Below are 21,152 nucleotides of genomic sequence, written 5' to 3'. Positions count from 1 at the left end.
AATTCCGTGGATGAGGAACGATTGGCCGCGACTGGCGTCTTGTTTCAATGCCGGGCTGCACTCAAATCAGCTGTCTTCGTATTTGCGCAGACATCGGTCCGATCCGCCGTCACCAACCGGAACGCCTTTTGGGGAGACCGCCCTATGAGCTTCGCCCACACGACCGTCGCCGCCTATCTGGAAGTCATCACCATCAACCTCGTGCTCTCGGGCGACAATGTCGTGGTGATCGGCATGGCGGCCGCAGGCCTGGCCAAAGCGTTGCGCCAGAAGGCGATCGTCGCCGGCATAGCCGCGGCCGCGGTGATCCGCATCGTCTTTGCCGTGATCGCGGTGCAGCTGCTGGAAATCCCTGGGATCATGCTGGTCGGCGGCATGCTTTTGTTCTGGGTGTGCTGGAACATGTTCCAGGAATTGCGTTCCGCCGGCGGCGACGAGCACAGCGATGCCGACGCTGACCCTGCCGCGACAGCGCTTGCGGCGGTGCGGCCGGCCAAGGCGTTGCGCACGGCGATCCTGCAGATCGTGGTCGCCGACGTCTCGATGTCGCTGGACAATGTGCTGGCGGTGGCAGGTGCCGCCGCCCATGACATGAACGCGCTGGTCTTCGGTCTCATCCTGTCGGTGGTGCTGATGGCGGTCGCCTCGACGCTGGTGGTGGCGCTGCTTGCCAGATACCGCTGGATCGGCTGGCTTGGTCTCGCGATCATCGTCTATGTCGCCGGCAACATGACGCTGGACGGCGTCGAGCAAGTAAGAACGGTCGACTACCACGCGCTGCTTTCGCCAGCAGCGAGCTAGTCCTGCCTGGCAATCAAGCGATGTCGAAAATCCGCCCGGGATTGAGGATGTTGTGCGGATCGAACGCCGCCTTGAGGCGACGCATGGCTGATATTTCGGCGTCGCTGCGCACGAGGCTCAGCCATTTCTTCTTGTCGAGGCCGATGCCGTGTTCGGCCGAGACGGAGCCACCGCATGCGGCCACGCCGCGATAGATGATCTCATAGGCGGCGGCCGGTTCCCTAGTGTCGACCTGATAGTGCAGATTGCCGTCGCCGAGATGGCCGAAGACGTAGATCTCGGCGCTGCCATCCCTAGCGCGGATTGCCGCCTCGGCGTCGCGCAGGAAAGCCGCCATCGTTGTCAGCGGAATGGAGATGTCGACGCCGATCAGGCCTTCGATCGCAAACAGGAAGCGGTTGGCCTCTTCGCGTACGTCCCAAAGCGCACGGAATTCGCGCGGCGACTGCGAGACGACCACGTCGTCGACGATGCCGTCCTCGACGGCCTGCATCAGCACCGAAGCGAAACGCTCGCCGTCCAGCTCGGCCTGGTTGCCCTGGATCTCGGCCAGGACATAGACGGGCGCGCCGGCAGGCAGCGGCGCCGGCGCAGACATGCCGGCAATCATGGCGCCGTAGAGCGGCGAGAAATTCACCTCATAGGCCGAAAGCAAAGGACCGAGTCGCTGCTTGAGCAGCCCGAGCAGCGCAATGGCCGCGTCCAGGGAACCAAGCGCGCAGAAGGCGGCGACCTCGGTGGCAGGTTTAGGATGCAGCCGCAGGCAGGCGCGCGTGACCACGCCCAGCGTGCCTTCGCTGCCAATGAACAGCTGGTTGAGATCGTATCCCGAATTATCCTTGGCCAGCCCGCGCAGCGAGGTCAGGATCGAGCCGTCGGCAAGCACCGCCTCCAGCCCCAGAACCTGGGCGCGGTACATGCCGTAGCGCAGCACGCGGATGCCGCCGGCATTGGTGGCGATGTTGCCGCCGACTGTCGCCGTGCCGCGCGCGCCGATATCGACGCCGAACATCAGGCCCGCCGTATCGGCGGCTTCCTGCACCAGTTGCAGCGGCGCGCCGGCTTCTGCGATGATGGTTGCCGCCTGGCGGTCGATAGCCTCGACCGCGGTCATGCGCTCCAGCGACAGAACCGTTTCCCCCGGCTGCACGCGCGCGGCGCCGGCCAGCCCGGTGCGGCCGCCATGGACGACCAGCTTCTGGCCAAGGCCGCTGCACAGGCGCAGGATTTCGGCGACTTCGCCGGCGCTGCGCGGACGCAAGACAAGTTCGGGCCGGCCTCCGCCCTTGCCGGAGAGATCGTCGCCATAGCGCGGATCGACGGCGTCGCCGGTGACAATGACGGCGGCGTCGAGCCGCTGATAAAGCTGGGAAAGAAGCTGATCGATCTGTTGTGTCATGGTTCCTGGATGTTTCGCTTGCTCGCTGCGGTGGAGACTTTGATGCGGGACAATTTTCTCGTCAATTGATTAAATTTACGCACGGTATAATTTGTCATTACGCGTTGAAACCACTGAAGTTTCCTGTAAATTTCGTCTGAGGTTGCGTGGCGACGCACCGGCTACACGACCATGGCCAAGCGACGACCGAAGGTCTGGCGCCCGCCAGACGAGGGATTGAATGCCTATGACGCACAAGACGATGGAGGATTTCGCCCGCTCCTGCGGCGTCTCCAGGCCGACGTTGTCGAAATATTTCGACGATCCGACCAGCGTCAAACCGGCGACGCGCAAGCGCATCGAGGAGGCCCTGCGCACGTCCGACTACCAGCCCAATCTGTTTGCCCGCAATCTCAACCGCAAGCGTACCCGCAGCATCGGCATTGTCGTGCCGACGGTGGCCGATCCCTTCTATTCCGAGATGGTCAGCCGCATCGAGCTCAGGCTGCGGGACGAGGGCTACTGGCCGGTCGTCATTTCCTCGCACGGTTCGCGCGAACTCGAAGTCGAGGCGACGCGCACCATCCTGTCGCTGAAAGTCTCCGGCGCGCTGATCGCGCCGCTCGGCTTTCGCTCGGACCGCCACACGCTGGAGAAGCTGACGCAGACAATGCCGGTCGTCTATTTCGACACCTATCTCGAAGGCGGCGCACCCTTCGTCGGCAACAACAACGCCCAGAGCGTCTCGACCATCGTCGACTATCTCTGCCGCTCCGGCGACGCGCCGGTCTATTTCGATATCCCGCACGTCAACCACAATTCGCCGGAGCGGCTGAACAGCTATCTCGGCGCCATGCAGCGGCTGGGCCAGCAGCCGGTGGTGATCGGCAACACAAGCGACTACACATGGGATTTCGAGCGCATCGGCTACGAGCAGATGGAACAGATGCTTGGAGCTGGCGGCCTGCCGGGCAAGACCATACTGTGCGCCAATGACCGCCTGGCCTTCGGCGTGATGGCGGCGGCCTTCGCGCAGGGCAAGAGGGTCGGCCGCAAGGCCGATTGCGACCTGCGCGTCGCCGCCCATGACGACCATCCGCTGAGCCGCTACACCTGCCCCGCTTTGACCACCATCGCACAGGATTTTGCCGCCATGGCGGGGCGCAGCGTCGAGACGCTGCTTGCCTTGCTCAACGAGGACACAGCCAGCGTCGCGCCGAAGGTCAGCCTCGACGCCGCTTTGGTGATGCGTCAGTCGGCCTGAACCTCAGGCAAGCAGGCTTGCCGCTTCCTCCTCGCCAAGCAGCGGCGGCTGGTCGACCGTGCCGTTGACGGCGACGGAGCCGCGACTTTCGCCCGAAGCCAGGATCGCCTCCATGATCTCCAGCACATGCAGCGCCAGCTCGCCCGAAGCGCGCGGCTTTCTGCCTGTGTTCAGCGCGCGCGACAGATCGGCGACGCCGAGCATGCGGTAATTGGCACGGTCGGGCGCGGCATAGGGCCAGTTGCGGGCGCCGTAAAGTTCGCTTTCGCTAGCGAAATCGGCCCAGTCGGCGCCGCGCGCCGACAGCGAGACCGTGCCGCCGAACGTGTCGGGATCAGGCAGCCTGAGCGAACCCTCGGTGCCGTGCAGTTCGACCGGATGGTTGGAGTGTTTGAACACGTCCCAGGACGCGCCGAAGGTGACGGTGGCGCCGGAGCGAAACTCGAGCAGCGACAGGATGTTGGTCGGCGTGCCGACCTTGAAGGTCGTGTTCTTGAATGGACCCTCGGCGGTGATCAGCCGCTCTTCCTGGCCACGCGTCGCCATCGCCATGACGCGCTCGACCGGACCGAGCAGATTGACCAGCATGGTCAGGTAATAGGGGCCCATGTCGAACACCGGCCCGCCGCCGGGCTGATAATAGAATTGCGGATTGGGGTGCCAGTGCTCCATGCCGCGTCCCATCATGAAGGCGGTGCCGGTCACAGGGCGGCCGATGGCGCCGTCATCCATCAGCCGACGCGCACGCCGGCCGGCAGCACCCAGGAAAGTATCCGGCGCCGAGCCGATCAGCAGGCCGCGCCTTACCGCCTCAGTAACAAGACGCCGACCGTCTGAAGCGGAGGTCGCCAGCGGCTTCTCGGTGAAGACATGCTTGCCCGCCGAAAGCGCTGAAAGCGAAATGTCGAAATGCGCCGCCGGAATGGTCAGGTTGAGCACCAGATCGATGTCGGGGTCGGCGAGTATCGCGTCGACGCCAAGCGCGCGGATGCCATATTCCCTGGCGCGCAGATCAGCCATGTCGGCCGAAATGTCGGCGCAGGCGCGCAGCTCGACACCGCCGAACAGCGCTGCATTGCGCAGATAGGTCATCGAGATGTTGCCGCAGCCGATCACACCGATGCCGAGCTTTGTCTTTGATTTTCCGTGCATTTCCAGCTTTTCCTCCGAAGCTATTGGCATGCTTTGGGACCATCGCGGCTGCAGCAGTCCACCTTCACAGTCCGCTATACAGGATTTTAAATGTTGACGCGCGTAAAATTTTTATAGAGCATGCGATAATTCTGGCGCAGCGTTGGGAGGCCGCCAGCCTGAGGAGGAGAACATGACTGTCATGAAAAACGGCAGACCGCCGATACGATGCCCGTGGGTCATGCGCGCATTGGATCTTTTCGTCGCGGTCAGAGACCGAGACGGGTTCAGGCATAGATCACCTTGGCCGCGATCTTATCAAGCTGGCTGCGTATTGGACCGGGCAGGCCATCGTCGGTGATCACCACATCGACGGCCGACAGCGAAAATGCCTTGGAGGTCCCGCTGACGCCCCATTTGCTCGAATCGGCGAGGAGGACAACGCGCCGGGCCATGCGAACGAGGTTTCGCTTCGTTCGTGCCATGTCTTCGTTCACGTCGACCACATCCAGTGACGAGTCTATCGCATGCGCTCCCACAAAGACCTGATGCGCTACCAAGCCGCCGAGAGCCGTATCGGCATCTGTGATCAGCGTGCTCACCGTGTCGGGATAGACCCGGCCGCCGATCATATGAACGTCGAGCCCAGGACGATGCATAAGATGCTGCACGATATTCATGGCCGTGGCCGCGACCACGACATTGCTGAGCGGTGGTAACTGCATGGCAAGCTGCATCAATGTCGAGCCGCCGTCGAAGATGACCGATTGGTTGTCCTCGAACAGGTCTACCGCCGCCCGGGCGATGCGCTTCTTTGCATCGAGGTTCGTTTGCATCCGCCGGGCGAACGCGGCCGTGGTCGAATCGGTGGTCCGGGTCACCGCCCCTCCACGGGTCTTGGTCAGCAGTCCCTTGCGGTCCAGTATCTCGAGGTCGGTGCGCACCGTGACTTCCGACACGCCAAAGCCGTCCGACAGGTCCTTCGTGCGAACCTGTCCGCTGCGCTGCACTTCACTCAAGATCGATTGGCGTCTCTGCTCCGACAACATTGTCCTGCCCTTGCCTCCTGCGCCAGGCAACTGCTCCCGGCTTCGCTCCACCTTACCAAAAATACGCAACTTCGAAAGGTTTCGAAAGATTGAATTTCCTATTTCTTTCGCAAATACTGGGTTCAGGATTTCGAAATCAAACGATTGGGGAATTTTGAACTCATGAGCCTAGGAACCAAAGTGCGTCTTGCGCGCCTCTTCTCGCATCCATCTGGGCACCTTTTTGGCGGCGCGGTCGACCACTTCGTCGGCTATGGCGACGTGCGCAAAGGCGGCCTTGCCGACCTGCCGGGTGCGCTCGCACGCGTCATGGCGGGCAAACCCGACTATGTCAGCATCCAGCCTGGCACCGCGCGCCATCTGTGGCCGCAATATGCGGGCAAAGCTTCCCTGGTGATCCAGGCGGGCTGCTTCACTGCGGACGATCGCATCAGCGAGTTGATCGCAACGCCCGAGGATGCGGTGCGCGCGGGGGCCGACGCGTTGGCCGTGGCCATTCCGGTGCGCGGCGCGACCGAGGGCAAATACATACGCTGGCTGACCGATTCGGTGAATGCAGCCGCCCGCTACGGCATGCCCGTGGTGGCGCATATCTACCCTCGCGATTTCACCGACGGCGCAAAAATCGTCTTCACCCCCGACGAGATCGCCTATGCGGCGCGCATCGGCTACGAGTCCGGCGTCGACGTGATCAAGATCGGCTACACGGGCGATTTCGAGTCGTTCCGCGAGACCGTCCGGACCTGCCCGGTGCCGGTTGTGATCGCGGGTGGTCCAAAGACCGATACGCTGCTCGGCGCGCTTCAGCAGACGGCGGACGCCATCCGTGCCGGCGCGCGCGGTGCCGTGGTAGGCCGCAATCTCTGGGGGCATGGCGATCCGGAGAAGGCAGCTCTTGCCTTTCGCGGCGTCATCCATGACGGCCTTTCGGCGCAAGACGCCCTGGCGAAGGCGGGTGCCTGAACGATGCCCACCGTCCCCTCAATCCTCGGCTTCGGCGCTATTGCGATCGACGACATCGTCTATGTCGATCAGCCGTTGTCGGCGGGCAAGGGGAAGGTTCTGCAAAGTACCCGCGCCTTCGGGGGAAATGTCGCGACGGCGCTGGTCGCCGTCGCGCGGCTCGGCGGAAGCGCCGGGTTCATCGGATGGCTGGGCAGTGCCGCGGACGACGCCATGCAGCTCGATCTCGTGGCGAGCGGTATTGAAACCGCATTCGCGCCGCGCCATCCCGACGCGCGCCCGGTGCGCTCGCGGATCACCGTCGGCTCGGACGGGGAGCGCTTCATTGCGTATGACGACGATGCGATGCTGGGCACCGCGCCGGACTTTCCGGACGATATCCTAAGCCGCGCGACCGTCCTGATCGTCGATGGCTATGCGATCCGGTCGTTGGATGTCGTGGCTCGGGCTCGCGACCTCGGCCTTGCGATCCTCGGCGATATCGAGTGGAGCAGCGGCGCAGGCACGGAGCGGCTGATCGCGCTCTGCGACCATCTCATTCTTCCATTTGGCTTTGCGCGGACTGCCACGGGGTGCCGATCGCCCGCCGAGATGCTCGATGCATTCTGGTTGCCGTCGCGGTCCGCAGTGGTTCTGACCGATGGTGGGAGGGGCGTTTACTATCGCGGGCGTGAAGAGACAGCTCTCTGGCACCTGCCCCCGCACCAGGTTGCGGTCGTCGACTCGACCGGCGCGGGTGACTGCTTTCATGGCGCCTATGCCCATGCGTTGACGCGCGGAGCCGATACGGCCGGGCGGGTGGCATTCGCTGCAGCGGCGGCGGCCCTTTCGATAACGGGGCGTGGCGGGCGCGAGGCGCTTCCGACCGCCGACCAGGTCACGGAACTCCTGGCGTCGACGAACGCGCCGTCGGCAGTCGAACTGAAATATGCGCAACTCGATACCGGAACATAGCCCGAACCATCCGAGGATATATTTCACAGGTGAACATAAGCCGAGGACAACCATAAAAATCAGTGGCTTAGACTTGTGGAGGAGAGGAATATGGCAGAAGTCGTTCTTGAGAATATCTGCAAGACATACGGGAACAATTTTCACGCAATCGACCAATTGAACCTGTCGGTCAGGGACGGCGAATTCTTGATTCTCGTCGGGCCTTCCGGCTGCGGCAAATCCACAGCGTTGCGGATGATCGCGGGATTGGAGGACATCACCAGCGGCAGCCTTCGGATCGGCGGTACCGACGTCGTCGACATGCCGCCCAAGGACCGCGACATCGCGATGGTCTTCCAGAGCTACGCCCTCTACCCGCATATGACGGTGTTCGAAAACATCGCCTTTTCGATGCGGCTGGCAGGCAAGCCCAAGGCCGAGCGCAAGAAGCGCGTGGACGAGATCGCCAAAACCCTTCAGCTGACGTCTTTGCTGGACAGCAAACCCGCGAACCTTTCAGGCGGACAGCGTCAACGGGTTGCCATGGGCCGCGCCATGGTGCGCGAGCCGGCCGCCTTTCTCATGGACGAACCCCTTTCCAATCTGGATGCGAAACTGCGTGTGCAAATGCGCGCCGAAATCACCAGCCTGCAAAAGCAGCTCGGTGTAACGACCATTTACGTGACCCACGACCAAATCGAAGCGATGACGATGGGGGACAGGGTCGCGGTGTTGAAAGGCGGCGTGCTGCAGCAGGTCGACACACCCAAGAGGCTCTATGAATCGCCGGTGAACGCCTTCGTTGCCGGCTTCATCGGCTCTCCTTCGATGAACCTTTTCGAGGCGACCCTGACGGGCGACGAACTGATGTCAGGCACCTTCGCCATTCGGCTGCAGGATGCAGCCTTCGTGCGCAGGCCGGGTTTGAAGTCGTATGCGGGGCGCAAGGTCGTGTTCGGGATACGACCGGAGGATCTCTATGACAGCAGCCTCGAATCGGGCCGCAAGTATCAGACGATACCCGCAAAGGTGACTTCGATCGAAGAACTCGGCTCCGAACAGATCGTCCACCTGAACATCGACGCGGTCCGGGTGGACTCCGGCGATCCGGACGCGGTGGACGATTTCGGCCTGGCATCGAACGCGGTGGCGAGATTCGAGCCGATCAGCGCCGTCCGCTCCGGCTCGGAAATCCGGTTGGCCGTGGATGATGCCAAGTTCCATTTCTTCGATCCCGAAACGCACCTGGCGATCTGAAGATCTGTGGAAGACCGCGGGCGGGAGCGAGGTGCCTGCGGAAGAGACTTGAAAAAAGGCTTCTGAACAAAACAGGCGATCGTCCGCATTGTGCGGTCGATCTTGAAGAAGGAGGAGAAAGTGATGTTTCGGATACAACCCGCGATGCTGAAAATGGCCGCGGCCGCATGGTTGCTTGGCGCAACCAGCGCCATGGCGGACACGACGCTGGAATTTACCCAATGGTGGGAGCCTGAATTGCCGGCCGGATCGCTCAGGGCAATCATGAATGACTTCGAGGCTGCAAACCCCGGAATCAAAGTGACGCTGGTCAGCGGCCCCTATGCGACCACGCGAGACCAGATCTCGGTTGGTGCCGCAACTGGAACGCTTAGCGACGTCGTCGGTCTCGACGGCGCATGGGTGAACAATCTGAACGCGCAGGGTGCGCTGGCCGACCTGAACCCGATGATGGATGCGAGCAAGTTTGACAAAGCCCAAGTCGCGGACATCATCAAGGTGGACGGCAAGGCGGTGATGTTTCCCGTGGCTTCGTTCGTCTATCCGGTCTTCGTGAATTTGGACCTCGCCGCCAAGGCGGGCGTCACCAAGCTGCCGTCGACCCGCGCCGAGTTTCTCGAAGCCGCCAAGAAGATGACCCAAGCCGACAAGAACCAGTATGGCTGGGTGCTGCCGCTATCGCTGCAGACGCCGTCCGGTGTGCAGAACGACATGATGTCGTGGGTCTGGGCATCGGGTCAGTCGATGATGGCGGACGGCAAGCCGGCTCTCGAGGGCAAGCCGGTTGTCGACATGCTCACCTTCGTCAAATCGCTCAACGACGCCGGCACCATCTCGCCCGGAATCGCCACCAAGACCGAACAGGAAAAGGTCGAGGAATTCGTCAACGACCGGGTCGGGATGATGGTCGACTCGCTCGCGCATGTGAACCTCATCCGCAAACGCAATCCCAGTCTGAACTTCGACATCATCCCGGTCCCGGTCGTGGAGGGCTATACGGGCAAGCGCGGCCTTCCCTATGCCTCCTGGGGCATCGGCATCTCTGCGAGCTCGAAGCATCAGGAGGAGGCCTGGAAGCTCGTCCAATATCTGATGAGTGAAAAGGTCAACGCCAAGCTGGTGTCGCTGGCCAACGCCTTCCCCGGCAACGTCAACGCCAAGCCCGATTTCGTGACCTCGGACAAGGCTTTCGCCAAGGCTTTCGAAATCTTCAAGACCGGTTATCTCGCCAACGAGTTCACGGGCCTGCCGGTGGCTGAAGACCTGATGACCCAGTTCGACGTGCAAGCCCAGAAGATGCTCGCCGGCGAGCAGTCTCCGGAACAGGCGGCCGCCGCCGCCCAGAAGGGCTGGATGGCGAAATTCTGATCGGCCTGTTCCGCGTTTGCTATCTTCGACCGGGTGGCCTGACTTCGGGCGGGCCACCCGGCACCAACGGATGGGCAATTTGAGATGGACCTGTTTTTGAAGCTTACCTTCTCTTGAAGGTGTATCCCAAGGTTGGCACATGACCCGGCAAAAGCGCTCCCACCACAAGCTGAAACGAGCGGTCGCACCCTACCTCTATCTGTCGCCCTCGCTGCTCATAATCGGGCTTCTGATGCTGCTGCCGATGGTGACGGTGATTGGCTATTCGTTTCAGAACAGCGCGGTGCTGCGTCGTGACCCATCCTTTGCCGGACTGAAACACTACCAGGCGATCTTCAACGATCCGGTGTTCTGGGCATCGCTGTGGCACACGCTCTACTTCACATGCATGAGTGTCATTTTCCACATGACCATCGGCATGATCTTCGCGCTCATGCTGAACAGCGACCGCATCAATCCGATGTTGCGTAATATTCTGCGCGTGCTCTACATACTGCCCTGGCTGTTCACCGCGGTGATCATCGCGGTGATCTGGCGCCTTCTGCTCGAGCCGAACGGCGTCGTGAACAGCATTCTCCTGCAATTGGGCATCATCGGTTCCAAGGTCGAATGGTTTTCCTCGCCCGAGACCGCGCTGCACGCCGTCACCTTCGCCAATATCTGGGCGGGCTACCCGCTTTTCATGGTCAGCCTGCTCGCGGGCCTGCAGGGCATTCCCAAGGATTTCTACGAGGCCGCCGATATCGATGGAGCGAAGGCCTACCAGAAGCTGATCTTCATCACCATCCCGCAGCTGATGCCGATCATCATCAGCATCTCGCTGCTCGATTTCATCTGGACCATGCAGGTCTTCCCGTTGATCTGGATCACGACGGGCGGCGGTCCGATCTACTCGACCGAGGTGCTGAGCACCTACACCTACAAGCTGGCGTTTTCGAGCTACAACCTTTCGCAGGCGTCGGCGAGCGCCGTGGTCATCCTGCTGATCTCGCTCGGCCTGACGCTCTTCTACATCCGCTATCAAAAGGCTCGGTAGTCACCATGAGGAAAAGGCACACGCCGAAAGACAGGCTGATCACCGTCGCGCTCCATGTCGCGCTTGCCGCAGGGCTGTTTTTCGCGGCCTTCCCGATTTACTGGATGCTGAGCAGCTCGTTCAAGTCGAATACCGAAATCTTTGCCCTGCCACCAACCGTCCTGCCGAAGGCCTTCACGCTGGAAGCGTATGCGGCCATCCTTGGCGACCCGGTAAAGCTGCGCTTCTTCTTCAACAGCTACTTCGTGGCCGGAGCGGTGACCGTGCTGACGGTTCTGATCGCCTTGCTGGCGGCCTACGGGTTCAGCCGTTTCAATTTCCGCGGCAAGGGCAGCCTCAACACGCTTATCATCAGCACGCAGACGATCCCGCCGATCACGCTTTTGATCCCCTTCTTCGGGCTTGTCGTCTCGTATGGCATCTTCGACACCTATGTCGCGCTGATCCTGACTTACCTGGTGTTTACGCTGCCCTACGCGATCCTGCTGATGACGGGATATCTGAACACGTTGCCCCGCGATCTCGATGAAGCGGTGGCTGTCGACGGCGGCACCAGCTGGACCGCACTCTGGCGGGTGATCGTCCCGATTTCACTGCCTGGTATCGTGGCGACGTCGGTCTACACCTTCCTGTTGTGCTGGAACGAATTTCTCTTTGCGCTGACGCTGACGAAGTCAACGTCCATGCGCACCGTCCCGATCGGCATCCAGCTGTTGATGGGGCAACACGCCTTCGAATGGAACCAGATGATGGCGATGAGCGTGCTCGGCTCGCTCCCGCTCTTGATCATCTACCTCGTTGCCCAGAGGTTCTTCCTCGCCGGCATGACCGCAGGCTCGGTCAAGTAGGATATCAAGGAATGAAAGGATGAACGTGAAAGACCTGAACGTCGGTTGCCAGACCTTCACCTGGGAAATGCTCGGAGACCGGTTCACCGGCGGCCCCGACGATCTGTTGAAAGCGATCGCCGATGGCGGCTACGCCGGCATCGAGATCACCGACACGATGATCGGCCGCTATGGCAACCATCCCGCGGAATTTGCCGCCGCGCTGAAGGCGACCGGCCTGACGCTGGTGTCCTTCGCCTTCGGCTCGAAGAGCGGCTTTACGCTGAAGGACAAGATCGACGCCGACCTGGAAACCGCACAACGCTGGATCGATTTCGCCGCCGCCTTCCCTGGCGCGCTGGTGTCGATGGGCTCGGCCACCGTCGTCTCCGACGGGCCGCGCGATGACAAGTTTGCGATTGCCGCCGAGGTTTACAACAAAGCCGGTGAGCTCGGCCGCAATGCAGGCGTCCAGGTCGCGGTGCATCCAAGTTCGCATCACAACACGCTGCTGTTCGACCGCGCCGACTATGATCGAATCTTCGGGCTGATCGACGCCTCGCTGGTCGGCTGGGTGCCCGACACCGGCCACATCTTGCGCGGCGGTCAGGACATGGCGGATACGCTGACCACCTATCGCGACCGCATCCGCTATGTGCATCTGAAGGACGTCGATGCCGGCGGCACCTGGGCGATGCTCGGCAAGGGCGTCTGCGATACGGCGAAGGTGATCGAGATCGCTGGTGCTGCCCCCAACTTCAACGGCTGGCTGGTGCTGGAGGAGGAGTCCGAAACTGCGGCCGCCGATCCGGCCAAGGCGGTCAAGACCAACCGCCAGACCATGCGCGGCTACGGAGCCTGAAACGATGATTTTTTCGAACTGCAACTTCCGGAGCCTCATTCGATCATGACGAGCAAGTCCCTGTCCGGCCACGCCGCAATCGCCGCCTTGCCGCGCAACCGTCTGATCGGCGAGTTCTCGCTGTGGTCGGCCGATCTCGCCAATATGGAGCGCGACCTCAAGCGCATCGAAGCCCATGCCGACATTCACCATATCGACGTCGCCGACGCCCGCTTCACCCCGGGCTTCCTGTTCTTCCCGGATCTGGTGGCGCGCATCGCCAGGCTGACGGCGAAGCCGATCCATGTGCATCTGATGGTCGAAGCCGAGATCGTCGAGGACCAGACGCGCCAGTTCATCGAAGCCGGCGCCGACCTGATCAGCGTGCATGCCGAAAACGGCGAGGCCGGTCTGCGCGCCGTGAAACTGGCGCATGAGTTCGGCGCCGAGGCCGGTGTGGTGCTGCGGCTGGAGACGCCGGTCGCGGCCGTCACGCCTTTCCTTTCCGAAGTGGCGTTCGTGACGCTGCTCGGCACCTCCATCGGCGTCAAGGGCCAGAGCCTGTCGGAGAAGGCCTGCCCGCGCCTGGTCGAGGCGCGCGCGCTGATGCGCAAGGCCGGCCGCGAGGCTGACATCGTGCTCGCTGCGGATGGCGGCATACGCCACGAGACCGTGCCGCTGCTGCGCGCCGCGGGTGCGGAGACCGTGGTGCTGGGCTCGCTCGCTTTCGGCGATCCCGACCTTGCCCGGCGCATGGCCTGGCTGCACGGGCTGGAGGTCGCGGCCTGATGAGCAAGCTTGCGCTGGCCTTCGATCTCGGCGGCACGGCGCTGCGCGGCGCGCTGGTCGAAAGCGACGGCCGTATCGTCGCTCATGCCTCGGCGCCGACGCTTGCCGGTGCGGGATCGGAGGCTGTGATCGGCCAGATCATTGTGCTCGCCGGCGATCTCATAGCGCAACAGCCGCAGTCTGAAATTGCCGGCATCGGCGTCGGTGCGCCGGGGCCGCTGGACCCCAAGGCGGGGATCGTGATTGCGCCGCCAACGCTGGCGGGCTGGCACGACGTGCCGCTGATCGACATTCTGGGGCAGCATTTCGGCTTGCCGGTGCGGTTGGAGAACGACGCCAATGCGGCGGCGCTCGGCGAATGGCGTTTCGGCGCCGGACGCGGCAGTGGATCGCTGGTGTTCGTCACCGTGTCGACCGGCATTGGCGGCGGCGTCGTCGCCGACGGCCACATCTATCACGGCAGGCGTGGGCTGGCGGCCGAGATCGGCCATATGACCATCACCGGCGAAGGCGACCGCTGCTTTTGCGGCGCCATCGGCTGCTTCGAGGCCGTTGCTTCGGGAACCGCGCTCGGACGTCGCGCCACGCGACAGACCGCCCCGGGCGACGGCTCGCTGCTGCGGCGGCTTTCCGGCGACCGCGACGTCTCGGCCAGGCATGTCGTCGAGGCGGCCCAGGCCGGCGACGCCAACGCTCTCGACCTGATCGAAGCAGAAGCGAGGTGGCTGGGCATCGGTTTCACCAATCTCTTGCATCTCTATTCGCCCGATCTGATCGTCATGGGCGGCGGCTTGTCCAACGGTTTCGACCTGCTGGCGCCGTCGATCAGAACGGTCGTCCAGCAGCGGGCGATGCCGGCCTATCGCGACGTGCCGATCGTGCGCGCCGAACTCGGTGACCGCGCCGGGCTGATCGGCGCCGCCAGCCTGATCCTGTGGGAAGGCGAACCGGGTTTGCCACGGGCGATGGCGCAGGACGAAAAGGACAGGGGCGCGACCGCTGATGCCAGGGAGGCAAGCCATGGCTGAGCTCAAACTGCGCGGCGCGCGCAAATCCTATGGCAGTGTCGAAATCATCAAGGGCATCGACCTCGACGTCGAGGACCGCGAGTTCGTCGTCTTCGTCGGCCCGTCCGGCTGCGGCAAGTCCACGCTGCTGCGCATGATCGCCGGGCTGGAGAAGATCAGCGCCGGCGATCTCCTGATCGACGGCGTGCGCGCCAACGACATCGATCCGTCGGAACGTGGCCTTGCCATGGTGTTCCAGTCCTACGCGCTCTACCCGCATATGAGCGTGGCCGAGAATATGGGATTTGCGCTCAAGATCGCCGGCGTTCCCGCCGCTGAGAAGGACCGCGGGTGCGCGAAGCCGCGGAGGTCCTCCAGTTCTCGCATCACCGAAGGCGGCGACACGACGCCGCTGCACAGTCCGATCGCGATCGACATCGCGCCGGCCGCTTGCCACCTGTTTCGCACCGACGGCCCGGCGCTGGCGCCCCTGCCTGCCTAGATCCTTCACTGCGTTCGTGGATATTCGAGCTGCATGGCCACGAAGTCGGCCGTGCGGGCGCCATAGCGGGCCGAGATGTCTCGAAGCGTCTGGTCCAGCGACTGGACCGGCCGCGCGTCGGCAACGTTCGGCGCCAGACGCTCCGTCGGCCAAGTGGCCGCGATCTGGTCGGGCAGGATGCGGATGCCGTCGCGGCTGACGATCGCGTCGTCGGCAAATGTCACGGCGCCGGAGCGATAGGTTCGTGACCAGGCATCCGCCACCAGTGCCAGCGATACCTCGTCCATGCCTGATGTCAGCTTGATGCCGAGCTGTTCGTGATTGAAAAAGGCCAGCGTGTTACCGATCGCGGTCAACGCGAAAGGCCGGGTGAACTTGAAGGCGCCGCTGTCGTGGCGGGCATCCCAATGCGCCAGGCCAAGATCGCGGGCAACGGCTTCTGCCTTGGCGCGCCCGCCGATTGCCTCGATCAGCGTCAGCATCATCGGCATCGACGCGGTGATCCCGGTTGTCGTCGCGACGCCTTGATCGACGACGAAGCGCCGGTTGGCGACATAGTGGATCGTCGGGTGTTTTTCGCGCAATTCGTTCAGCGAATACCAATGCGTCGTCGCCCGCTTGCCATCGAGCAATCCGCTGGCGCCGACGACCTTTGCGCCGGCGCAGACACCAATAACGATGGCGCCCCTGGCTGCCTGGCTCCTGATCCATTTCAGCACGTCGGGATCGTCATCGCGCATCATGGCGGGAACGATGACGTAGTCGGCGCCTTCGGGATGCTCGGCGTCGAACGCCGCTGTCGTTGCGTCGAGCTCGACCTGCAAAGCCGGATGGAGTTTCATCGGGCCCGGCTGCGTTGCCAGCGCGACGACATCGGCGACGTCGGCGCGCCGCAATATGCCGAAGGGCATCAGATAGTCGGTGGTCTCGGTGCCGTCATTGATGCCGATGATGGCGATGAGCGGGCGCTGGCGCTTGGGCGGCTTCAGCGCGGCGAGCGTGTCTTCGATCTCCTTGGCATCGATGGCTGGCTGAACGGCGGCAAGCGATGCCGACGGCAGGGACAGCAGCCACAGGGTGCCAGCCCCCGCGACAACCAGGACGATGCCCAGACAAATCCACAGCATCAAGCGCAGCCTCATCGCTCAGTCCTTCCGATCTAAACGCTTGACCATCAGCCTAGCTCCATTAGGCTTTGTCTGAAATGACATAGATCGGGCAAAAACTGCCATGCGCAGGACCATAGGCATCATCATCCATCCAGGATTCCAGTTGCTGGACGCAGCCGGTCCGGCGGCGGYGTTCGAACTGGCGGAGCATTTCTGCCCCGGCAGCTACGCGCTCGAGATGCTGGCGCCCGGCGGTGGCGAGATCGAAAGCTCGTCCGGAATACGACTTGCAGCCCGACCGCTGTCCGCTGCGGTACCACTCGACACCGCGGTGATTTCCGGCGGCGAGATCATACGTTCGAGGTCTGCGGCCGAGGAGATCGTCGCCTGGCTGCGGCACGCGAGCCCCCGCCGCACGGCTAGCGTTTGTACAGGCGCCTATCTGCTGGCTGAAGCCGGGCTTCTAGACGGCCGGCGCGCCACCACCCATTGGTGGAGCACCAATGATTTCGCCCGCCGCTATCCGAAAGTGAAGCTCGATGCTGAGCGCATCTTCATCCGTGATGACGGCGTCTGGACTTCGGCCGGGATTTCAGCCGGCATCGATCTGGCGCTGGCGCTGATCGAGGATGATCTCGGTCCGGCGATCGCGCGGCGTACCGCCCAGCAGCTTGTCGTCCATCAACGCCGGCCGGGCGGCCAGTCGCAGTTCTCGGCGCTGGTCGATCTCGGCGGGCGATCAGGGCGTTTTGTCGAGTTGATCGAATGGATGCGAACAAAGCTCGCCGAGCCTCTGACCGTGGAGCGCCTTGCCGACCGTGCCGCCATGAGCCCGAGACATTTTGCCCGCGCCTTCACTGCGGAGACCGGCACCACGCCGGCCAAGGCTGTCGAGCGGCTGCGCCTGGAAACCGCGCGAATGGCGGTGGAGACTGGCCACACGCCACTCGATCGCATCGCCGAGGAAAGCGGTTTCGGTGATGCCGGGCGGATGCGCCGCGCGTTCCTGAGAAGCTTCGGCCAGCCGCCGCAGGCGCTCCGGCGTGCCGCGGCCAGAACCCTGACGCGATAGCGCTCAAACGAGGGTTTCGGCCGGCTGCTGCTCCCGCTCCGCTACTTCCCGCTCCGCCTATTTCCCGCAATGGTGATCGTTGATCTTGTTCAACGCATTCGCGTCCGGTCCGACCCGGTTGTAGGAGCAGGCGCCGGCGGCCGTGGTGGTCAGCATGGTGTCATAGTAACGCGGCCCGCCGAACAGGTCGTAGAGAAGGTCGCGATGGGCCGGAACGTAGCGTTCGGGTTCCGGCTGCCGATGGCGGTGCTTTTCCTTGGCGATGGCAGCGCTGGACAGGCTGCAGCCGACAGCGAGAACGAGCGCACAGGTCGCAAAGATCTTGGTGGTCATCGGCAACACCCTTCTGACTGTTCGGAATCGCAGCATATCCAAAAGCGCCGGCCGAACAAAGGTTCCCTTTCGGCGTTGCCGGCTCGTGCCGAAATCAGCCCGCACTGCGCGCCCGCCGCCTTTCGGCTGCAACCAGCAGGTCGACGAAGGCACGCACCTTGGCCGGCCTGAAGCGCGCCGGCGGGAAGACAGCATGCATGCCACCGGACGGCAAGCTCCAGTCCGCGAACAGCCGCACCAGCCGCCCCCGCGCGATGTCGTCGGTGACGCTGTAATCCGGGAAGATACCGAGCCCGATGCCGGCCAGCACGCAGGACAGCACGCCCGGTGTCTTGTCGCAGGTAACGACGGGATTGAGTTCGGTCAGCACCGTCTCGCCGCCCCTCGAAAACACCCACTGGCCGATGCCGCGCAATTGGGCATTGGCGACCCATGGCAGCGATTTCGCTTGCCTGGGGCTGACGTCACGCGGCAGCCGCCCGGCGAGCTCCGGGCTGGCGACGACGAATTGTTCATGGCTTCCCAGCCGGCGCGCCAGATTGCTGGAATCGGCCAACCAACCGACGCGGATGCCAAGGTCGATCTGCTCGTCGACCAGATTGCTGACGGCATCGTCGAAGATCGTTTCGACCCGCATTTTTGGAAATTTTCTGAGATAGGCAGCGATGGTTGGCGCCACCACCTTCTCGCCATAGTCGAGCGGCGCCGTCAGCCGCAGCATCCCTGTCGGCTGCGCAGCCCGTTGCGAGATGTCGCCATAGGCCGCCTCGGCTTCGCGCAGGATGATTGCGGTCCGGTCATAGAACAGGCGCCCTTCCTCAGTCAGGGTCACGCGCCGCGTCGTGCGCCGCAGCAGCGTTGCGCCAAGTTCCTGCTCCAGCCTGCCGACCTGATGGCTGACCACCGCCTTGGCGACGTCGAGCCGGTCCGCAGCGGCGGTGAAGGATCCGGTCTCCACGACGGTGGCGAAGTAGACGAGCCGGTTGAGGTTGAGAAGTTCGGTCATGTCGATTGTCTGATTTTATCAGACAGTTTGTATGATTGATCGCTGTTTTTCGCAAGCGGTCGGACTGCCATCTATTGCACGACCCAAGACGAAAGGAACCTCCCATGAAAATCGCACTCATCGGCGCGTCCGGCCAGGTCGGCTCGCGTCTCCTGAAAGAGCTTTCCGACCGTGGCCATTCCATCACCGCCATCGCCCGCAATCCGGACAAGATCGCTGCGCTGCCGGGCGTAACCGCGAAGAAGGGCGACGTCTTCGACCGGGACGGCCTCGCCGCGCTGATCAAGGGGCATGACGCGGTGATCAGCTCCGTGCATTTCCTCGACAGCGATCCCGACACGCTGATCGCCGCCGTGCGTGCTTCCGGCGTCAAGCGCTACCTCGTCGTCGGCGGCGCCGGCAGCCTCGAAGTCGCGCCGGGCAAGCGCCTGGTCGATACACCGACCTTCCCTGACATCTACAAGGCCGAGGCGCAGAAGGGCGCCGACTTCCTCGACACGCTGCGGACGGTCAATGACCTCGACTGGACCTTGCTGTCGCCGTCGGCGCTGTTCGTTGCCGGCGAGCGGACCGGCAAATACCGCATCGGCAAAGACACGCTGCTGACGTCCGACAAGGGCAGCAGCATTTCCTTCGAGGACTATGCCATCGTCATGACCGACGAGATCGAAAAGCCGGCGCATGTTCGCCAGCGCTTCACCGTCGGCTACTGACCGGACTGCCGACATTGACGACAAGTGCCATCGGAGCTTCCGATGGCACTATCGTTTTCTTTCGTTTTCTCTCCTGCCGCCGGTCTGCGAAATCTCGCCCGAAACGGTTCAGGATCGGAACGGAACATGGCAGACACGGACATCGCGAAATCAAAGATCGTCATCGTTGGCGGCAGCTCCGGAATGGGGTTGGCGCTGACAAAGCGCTGCCTGGACTCAGGCGCCGAAGTCGTCATTGTCGGACGCAGCGAAAAAAAGCTGAATCGGGCGAGCGAGGCGTTGCGGAACCCGGCCGGCTTGAGCGCCATCGTGGCTGACATCGCTCATGAAGATCAGGTCGCCGACCTGTTTGGGCAGATCGGCCGCATCGATCACATCGTCAGCACCGCGGCCGATATCGAAGGCGCCTATGAATTGCTGCCCGCGATCGACCTGAAGGCCGCGCAGCGGGTGGTGGAAAGCAAATTCTATGGACCGCTGCTGCTGGCCAAGCATGGCGCGCCGCAGCTTTCGGCAAACGGCTCCATCACCTTCACCTCCGGCATTGCCGCCTACCGGCCGGTGGCGCGCGGCGCGGTTGTCGCCGCCGTCAACGCGGCGCTGGAAGGGCTGGTGCGGGCGCTGGCGGTCGAACTGGCGCCGATCCGCATCAACGCTGTTTCACCCGGCTGGGTCGACACGCCGATCTGGAGTTTTGTGGCCGGTGACAGGAAGGATGAGACGCTTGATGCCATGGCCAAGCGCCTGCCGGTCGGGCGCATCGGTCAACCCGACGATATCGCCGACGCCATCGCCTTCCTGATGAGCAACGGCTTTACGACAGGGACGGTTCTGCATGTCGAGGGTGGTCACCGGCTGATCTGACCGGCACGAACGTCTCACTCGCTACTGCCAGCAGCAGTTTCAGCGCCGGCGGCTGCACGCGCCTGCGGCGCCAGACCATGACCAGCGACGCCGTGCGGGCCGAGCCCGGCCACGGAACTTCGACGATCTCGCCGCGATCGAGCGCCTCGGCGACCGCCAGGCGCGGCACCAGACCCATGCCGACACCCTTCGCCACAAGGCCAGCAATGGCGCCAATGCTGCCGACTTCGGCGGCAAGTTTTGGTGCGGCCATGCCTGTCTCGGCGAAGGCCGTGTCGGACAGATGCCGGTAGACGCATCCGGCTTCCGTCGCCACGAAACGCATCGCGGCGAGATCGCCCTGCCTCGCTGCAGCGGCATTTTCGGCGGACGCGACAAGGACCAGCGGCTCCGCCGATATCGTGCGCCTGGCCAGACGTTCGTCGAGCCCGCCCTTGTCGAAACAGAAGGCGACGTCGATCTCGCCCTCTTCAAGCTGGCGCAGCAGAGCGTCGCTGCCGGCGATTTTCAGCCGCAAACCGATCTCCGGGTGGTCGCCTCGAAAGGACGCCAGCCATTGCGGAAGTTTAACAGTGGCAATCGTCTCCAGCGCGCCGATTGTCACAGTTCCGACAGCCGCTTCCATCGTTGCCTCGACGGCAAGTCGCGCCTCGTCCGCCAGTTGCAGGATCTCTTCCGCATAGGGTTTCAGCGCCTCACCGGCCTTCGTCAGGTCGAGGCCGTGACGCGAGCGGGTGAAGAGCGTCACGCCGAGTTCGCTTTCCAGCGACTGGATCTGGTCGCTGACGCTCGACTGCGCCAGATGAACCTCCCGCGATGCGCGGGTGATGTTGCGGTGCCGCGCCACGGCGAGGAATGTCTTGAGCAATCTTGGATGCATTGCCGTTTCCGAACTCGTTTGTCTCGGAC

At 63.2% G+C, this 21,152-nt stretch carries 21 protein-coding genes and 1 pseudogene; 15 read left to right on the top strand and 7 right to left on the bottom strand.

Going from position 1 to position 21,152, the window contains the following annotated elements:
• Window positions 1–144: 144 nt before the first annotated feature.
• The gene (locus tag AC1DZ8_RS21110) at window positions 145–801 is read left to right on the top strand and encodes a YjbE family putative metal transport protein (RefSeq protein ID WP_477302174.1); all 657 of its coding nucleotides are present in this window, start codon (window positions 145–147) and stop codon (window positions 799–801) included.
• A 13-nt stretch (window positions 802–814) separates the two neighbouring features.
• Here AC1DZ8_RS21110 and AC1DZ8_RS21105 read toward each other — a convergent pair whose 3' ends face one another.
• On the bottom strand, window positions 815–2,200 hold the full coding sequence (locus AC1DZ8_RS21105) for an FAD-binding oxidoreductase (protein ID WP_477302172.1): 1,386 nt from the start codon (window positions 2,198–2,200) through the stop codon (window positions 815–817).
• A gap of 220 nt (window positions 2,201–2,420) precedes the next feature.
• Between AC1DZ8_RS21105 and AC1DZ8_RS21100 the strand changes: the two genes are divergently transcribed.
• Entirely contained in the window at window positions 2,421–3,443 is a 1,023-nt protein-coding gene (locus AC1DZ8_RS21100; RefSeq protein WP_477401572.1) for a LacI family DNA-binding transcriptional regulator, read from the top strand.
• Window positions 3,444–3,446: 3 nt separating this feature from the next.
• Here the strand turns inward: AC1DZ8_RS21100 and AC1DZ8_RS21095 are convergent, their stop codons facing one another.
• A complete protein-coding gene (locus AC1DZ8_RS21095; protein WP_477302168.1) occupies window positions 3,447–4,595 on the bottom strand; it encodes a Gfo/Idh/MocA family protein in 1,149 nt (382 codons plus the stop codon).
• Between the two features lie 266 nt (window positions 4,596–4,861).
• Window positions 4,862–5,623 carry a DeoR/GlpR family DNA-binding transcription regulator gene (locus tag AC1DZ8_RS21090; protein WP_477302166.1) on the bottom strand — a complete coding sequence of 254 codons (762 nt, stop codon included), beginning with the start codon at window positions 5,621–5,623 and terminating at the stop codon, window positions 4,862–4,864.
• Between the two features lie 162 nt (window positions 5,624–5,785).
• Here AC1DZ8_RS21090 and AC1DZ8_RS21085 point away from each other — a divergent pair, with 162 nt between their 5' ends.
• From AC1DZ8_RS21085 to AC1DZ8_RS21040, 10 genes and pseudogenes are all read left to right on the top strand, one after another.
• Window positions 5,786–6,586, top strand: coding sequence for an aldolase (locus AC1DZ8_RS21085; RefSeq protein WP_477302164.1), 801 nt, complete (start codon window positions 5,786–5,788; stop codon window positions 6,584–6,586).
• A 3-nt stretch (window positions 6,587–6,589) separates the two neighbouring features.
• Window positions 6,590–7,540, top strand: coding sequence for a PfkB family carbohydrate kinase (locus AC1DZ8_RS21080; RefSeq protein WP_477302162.1), 951 nt, complete (start codon window positions 6,590–6,592; stop codon window positions 7,538–7,540).
• A gap of 90 nt (window positions 7,541–7,630) precedes the next feature.
• On the top strand, window positions 7,631–8,776 hold the full coding sequence (locus AC1DZ8_RS21075; RefSeq protein WP_477302160.1) for an ABC transporter ATP-binding protein: 1,146 nt from the start codon (window positions 7,631–7,633) through the stop codon (window positions 8,774–8,776).
• A 123-nt stretch (window positions 8,777–8,899) separates the two neighbouring features.
• A complete protein-coding gene (locus AC1DZ8_RS21070) occupies window positions 8,900–10,144 on the top strand; it encodes an ABC transporter substrate-binding protein (protein ID WP_477302158.1) in 1,245 nt (414 codons plus the stop codon).
• A 139-nt stretch (window positions 10,145–10,283) separates the two neighbouring features.
• Complete coding sequence (locus tag AC1DZ8_RS21065; RefSeq protein WP_477302156.1) at window positions 10,284–11,180, top strand: carbohydrate ABC transporter permease; 897 nt, start codon at window positions 10,284–10,286, stop codon at window positions 11,178–11,180.
• Window positions 11,181–11,185: 5 nt separating this feature from the next.
• A complete protein-coding gene (locus AC1DZ8_RS21060; RefSeq protein ID WP_077373143.1) occupies window positions 11,186–12,028 on the top strand; it encodes a carbohydrate ABC transporter permease in 843 nt (280 codons plus the stop codon).
• 19 nt (window positions 12,029–12,047) lie between these two features.
• A complete protein-coding gene (locus AC1DZ8_RS21055; RefSeq protein WP_477302153.1) occupies window positions 12,048–12,869 on the top strand; it encodes a sugar phosphate isomerase/epimerase family protein in 822 nt (273 codons plus the stop codon).
• A gap of 45 nt (window positions 12,870–12,914) precedes the next feature.
• A complete protein-coding gene (locus tag AC1DZ8_RS21050; RefSeq protein WP_477302151.1) occupies window positions 12,915–13,637 on the top strand; it encodes a ribulose-phosphate 3-epimerase in 723 nt (240 codons plus the stop codon).
• Entirely contained in the window at window positions 13,637–14,665 is a 1,029-nt protein-coding gene (locus AC1DZ8_RS21045; RefSeq protein WP_477302149.1) for an ROK family protein, read from the top strand. Before AC1DZ8_RS21050 ends, AC1DZ8_RS21045 begins: the two co-directional genes overlap by 1 nt.
• Window positions 14,658–15,020: pseudogene (locus AC1DZ8_RS21040) on the top strand (ABC transporter ATP-binding protein); the annotation flags it as partial. The gene AC1DZ8_RS21045 and the pseudogene AC1DZ8_RS21040, both read left to right, overlap by 8 nt.
• A gap of 131 nt (window positions 15,021–15,151) precedes the next feature.
• Here AC1DZ8_RS21040 and AC1DZ8_RS21035 read toward each other — a convergent pair.
• Window positions 15,152–16,288: a DJ-1/PfpI family protein gene (locus tag AC1DZ8_RS21035; protein WP_477302148.1), complete on the bottom strand. Its 1,137-nt coding sequence runs from the start codon at window positions 16,286–16,288 to the stop codon at window positions 15,152–15,154.
• A gap of 88 nt (window positions 16,289–16,376) precedes the next feature.
• Between AC1DZ8_RS21035 and AC1DZ8_RS21030 the strand changes: the two genes are divergently transcribed.
• Window positions 16,377–17,327: a GlxA family transcriptional regulator gene (locus tag AC1DZ8_RS21030; RefSeq protein WP_477401567.1), complete on the top strand. Its 951-nt coding sequence runs from the start codon at window positions 16,377–16,379 to the stop codon at window positions 17,325–17,327.
• Between the two features lie 57 nt (window positions 17,328–17,384).
• On the opposite strand, the gene AC1DZ8_RS21025 is transcribed toward AC1DZ8_RS21030, so the two are convergent.
• Together AC1DZ8_RS21025 and AC1DZ8_RS21020 are read right to left on the bottom strand one after the other, a co-directional pair.
• Complete coding sequence (locus tag AC1DZ8_RS21025; protein ID WP_477302144.1) at window positions 17,385–17,660, bottom strand: hypothetical protein; 276 nt, start codon at window positions 17,658–17,660, stop codon at window positions 17,385–17,387.
• Between the two features lie 94 nt (window positions 17,661–17,754).
• Window positions 17,755–18,666 (bottom strand): LysR family transcriptional regulator, encoded by a 912-nt coding sequence (locus AC1DZ8_RS21020; RefSeq protein WP_477302142.1) that lies wholly within the window; start codon window positions 18,664–18,666, stop codon window positions 17,755–17,757.
• A gap of 104 nt (window positions 18,667–18,770) precedes the next feature.
• On the opposite strand from AC1DZ8_RS21020, the gene AC1DZ8_RS21015 reads away from it, so the two are divergent.
• Window positions 18,771–19,379, top strand: coding sequence for an NAD(P)-dependent oxidoreductase (locus tag AC1DZ8_RS21015; RefSeq protein ID WP_477302140.1), 609 nt, complete (start codon window positions 18,771–18,773; stop codon window positions 19,377–19,379).
• Window positions 19,380–19,505: 126 nt separating this feature from the next.
• On the top strand, window positions 19,506–20,243 hold the full coding sequence (locus AC1DZ8_RS21010) for an SDR family oxidoreductase (RefSeq protein WP_477302138.1): 738 nt from the start codon (window positions 19,506–19,508) through the stop codon (window positions 20,241–20,243).
• Here the strand turns inward: AC1DZ8_RS21010 and AC1DZ8_RS21005 are convergent.
• Window positions 20,194–21,123: a LysR family transcriptional regulator gene (locus AC1DZ8_RS21005; RefSeq protein WP_477302136.1), complete on the bottom strand. Its 930-nt coding sequence runs from the start codon at window positions 21,121–21,123 to the stop codon at window positions 20,194–20,196. The two genes, AC1DZ8_RS21010 and AC1DZ8_RS21005, sit on opposite strands and share 50 nt — an antisense overlap.
• Between the last annotated feature and the right edge of the window lie 29 nt (window positions 21,124–21,152).

It is taken from the genome of Mesorhizobium sp. P2_F7, from assembly GCF_056403695.1.
The sequence above is the reverse complement of the archived record's forward strand: the minus strand, read 5'-3'. Positions and strand labels throughout refer to the sequence as shown.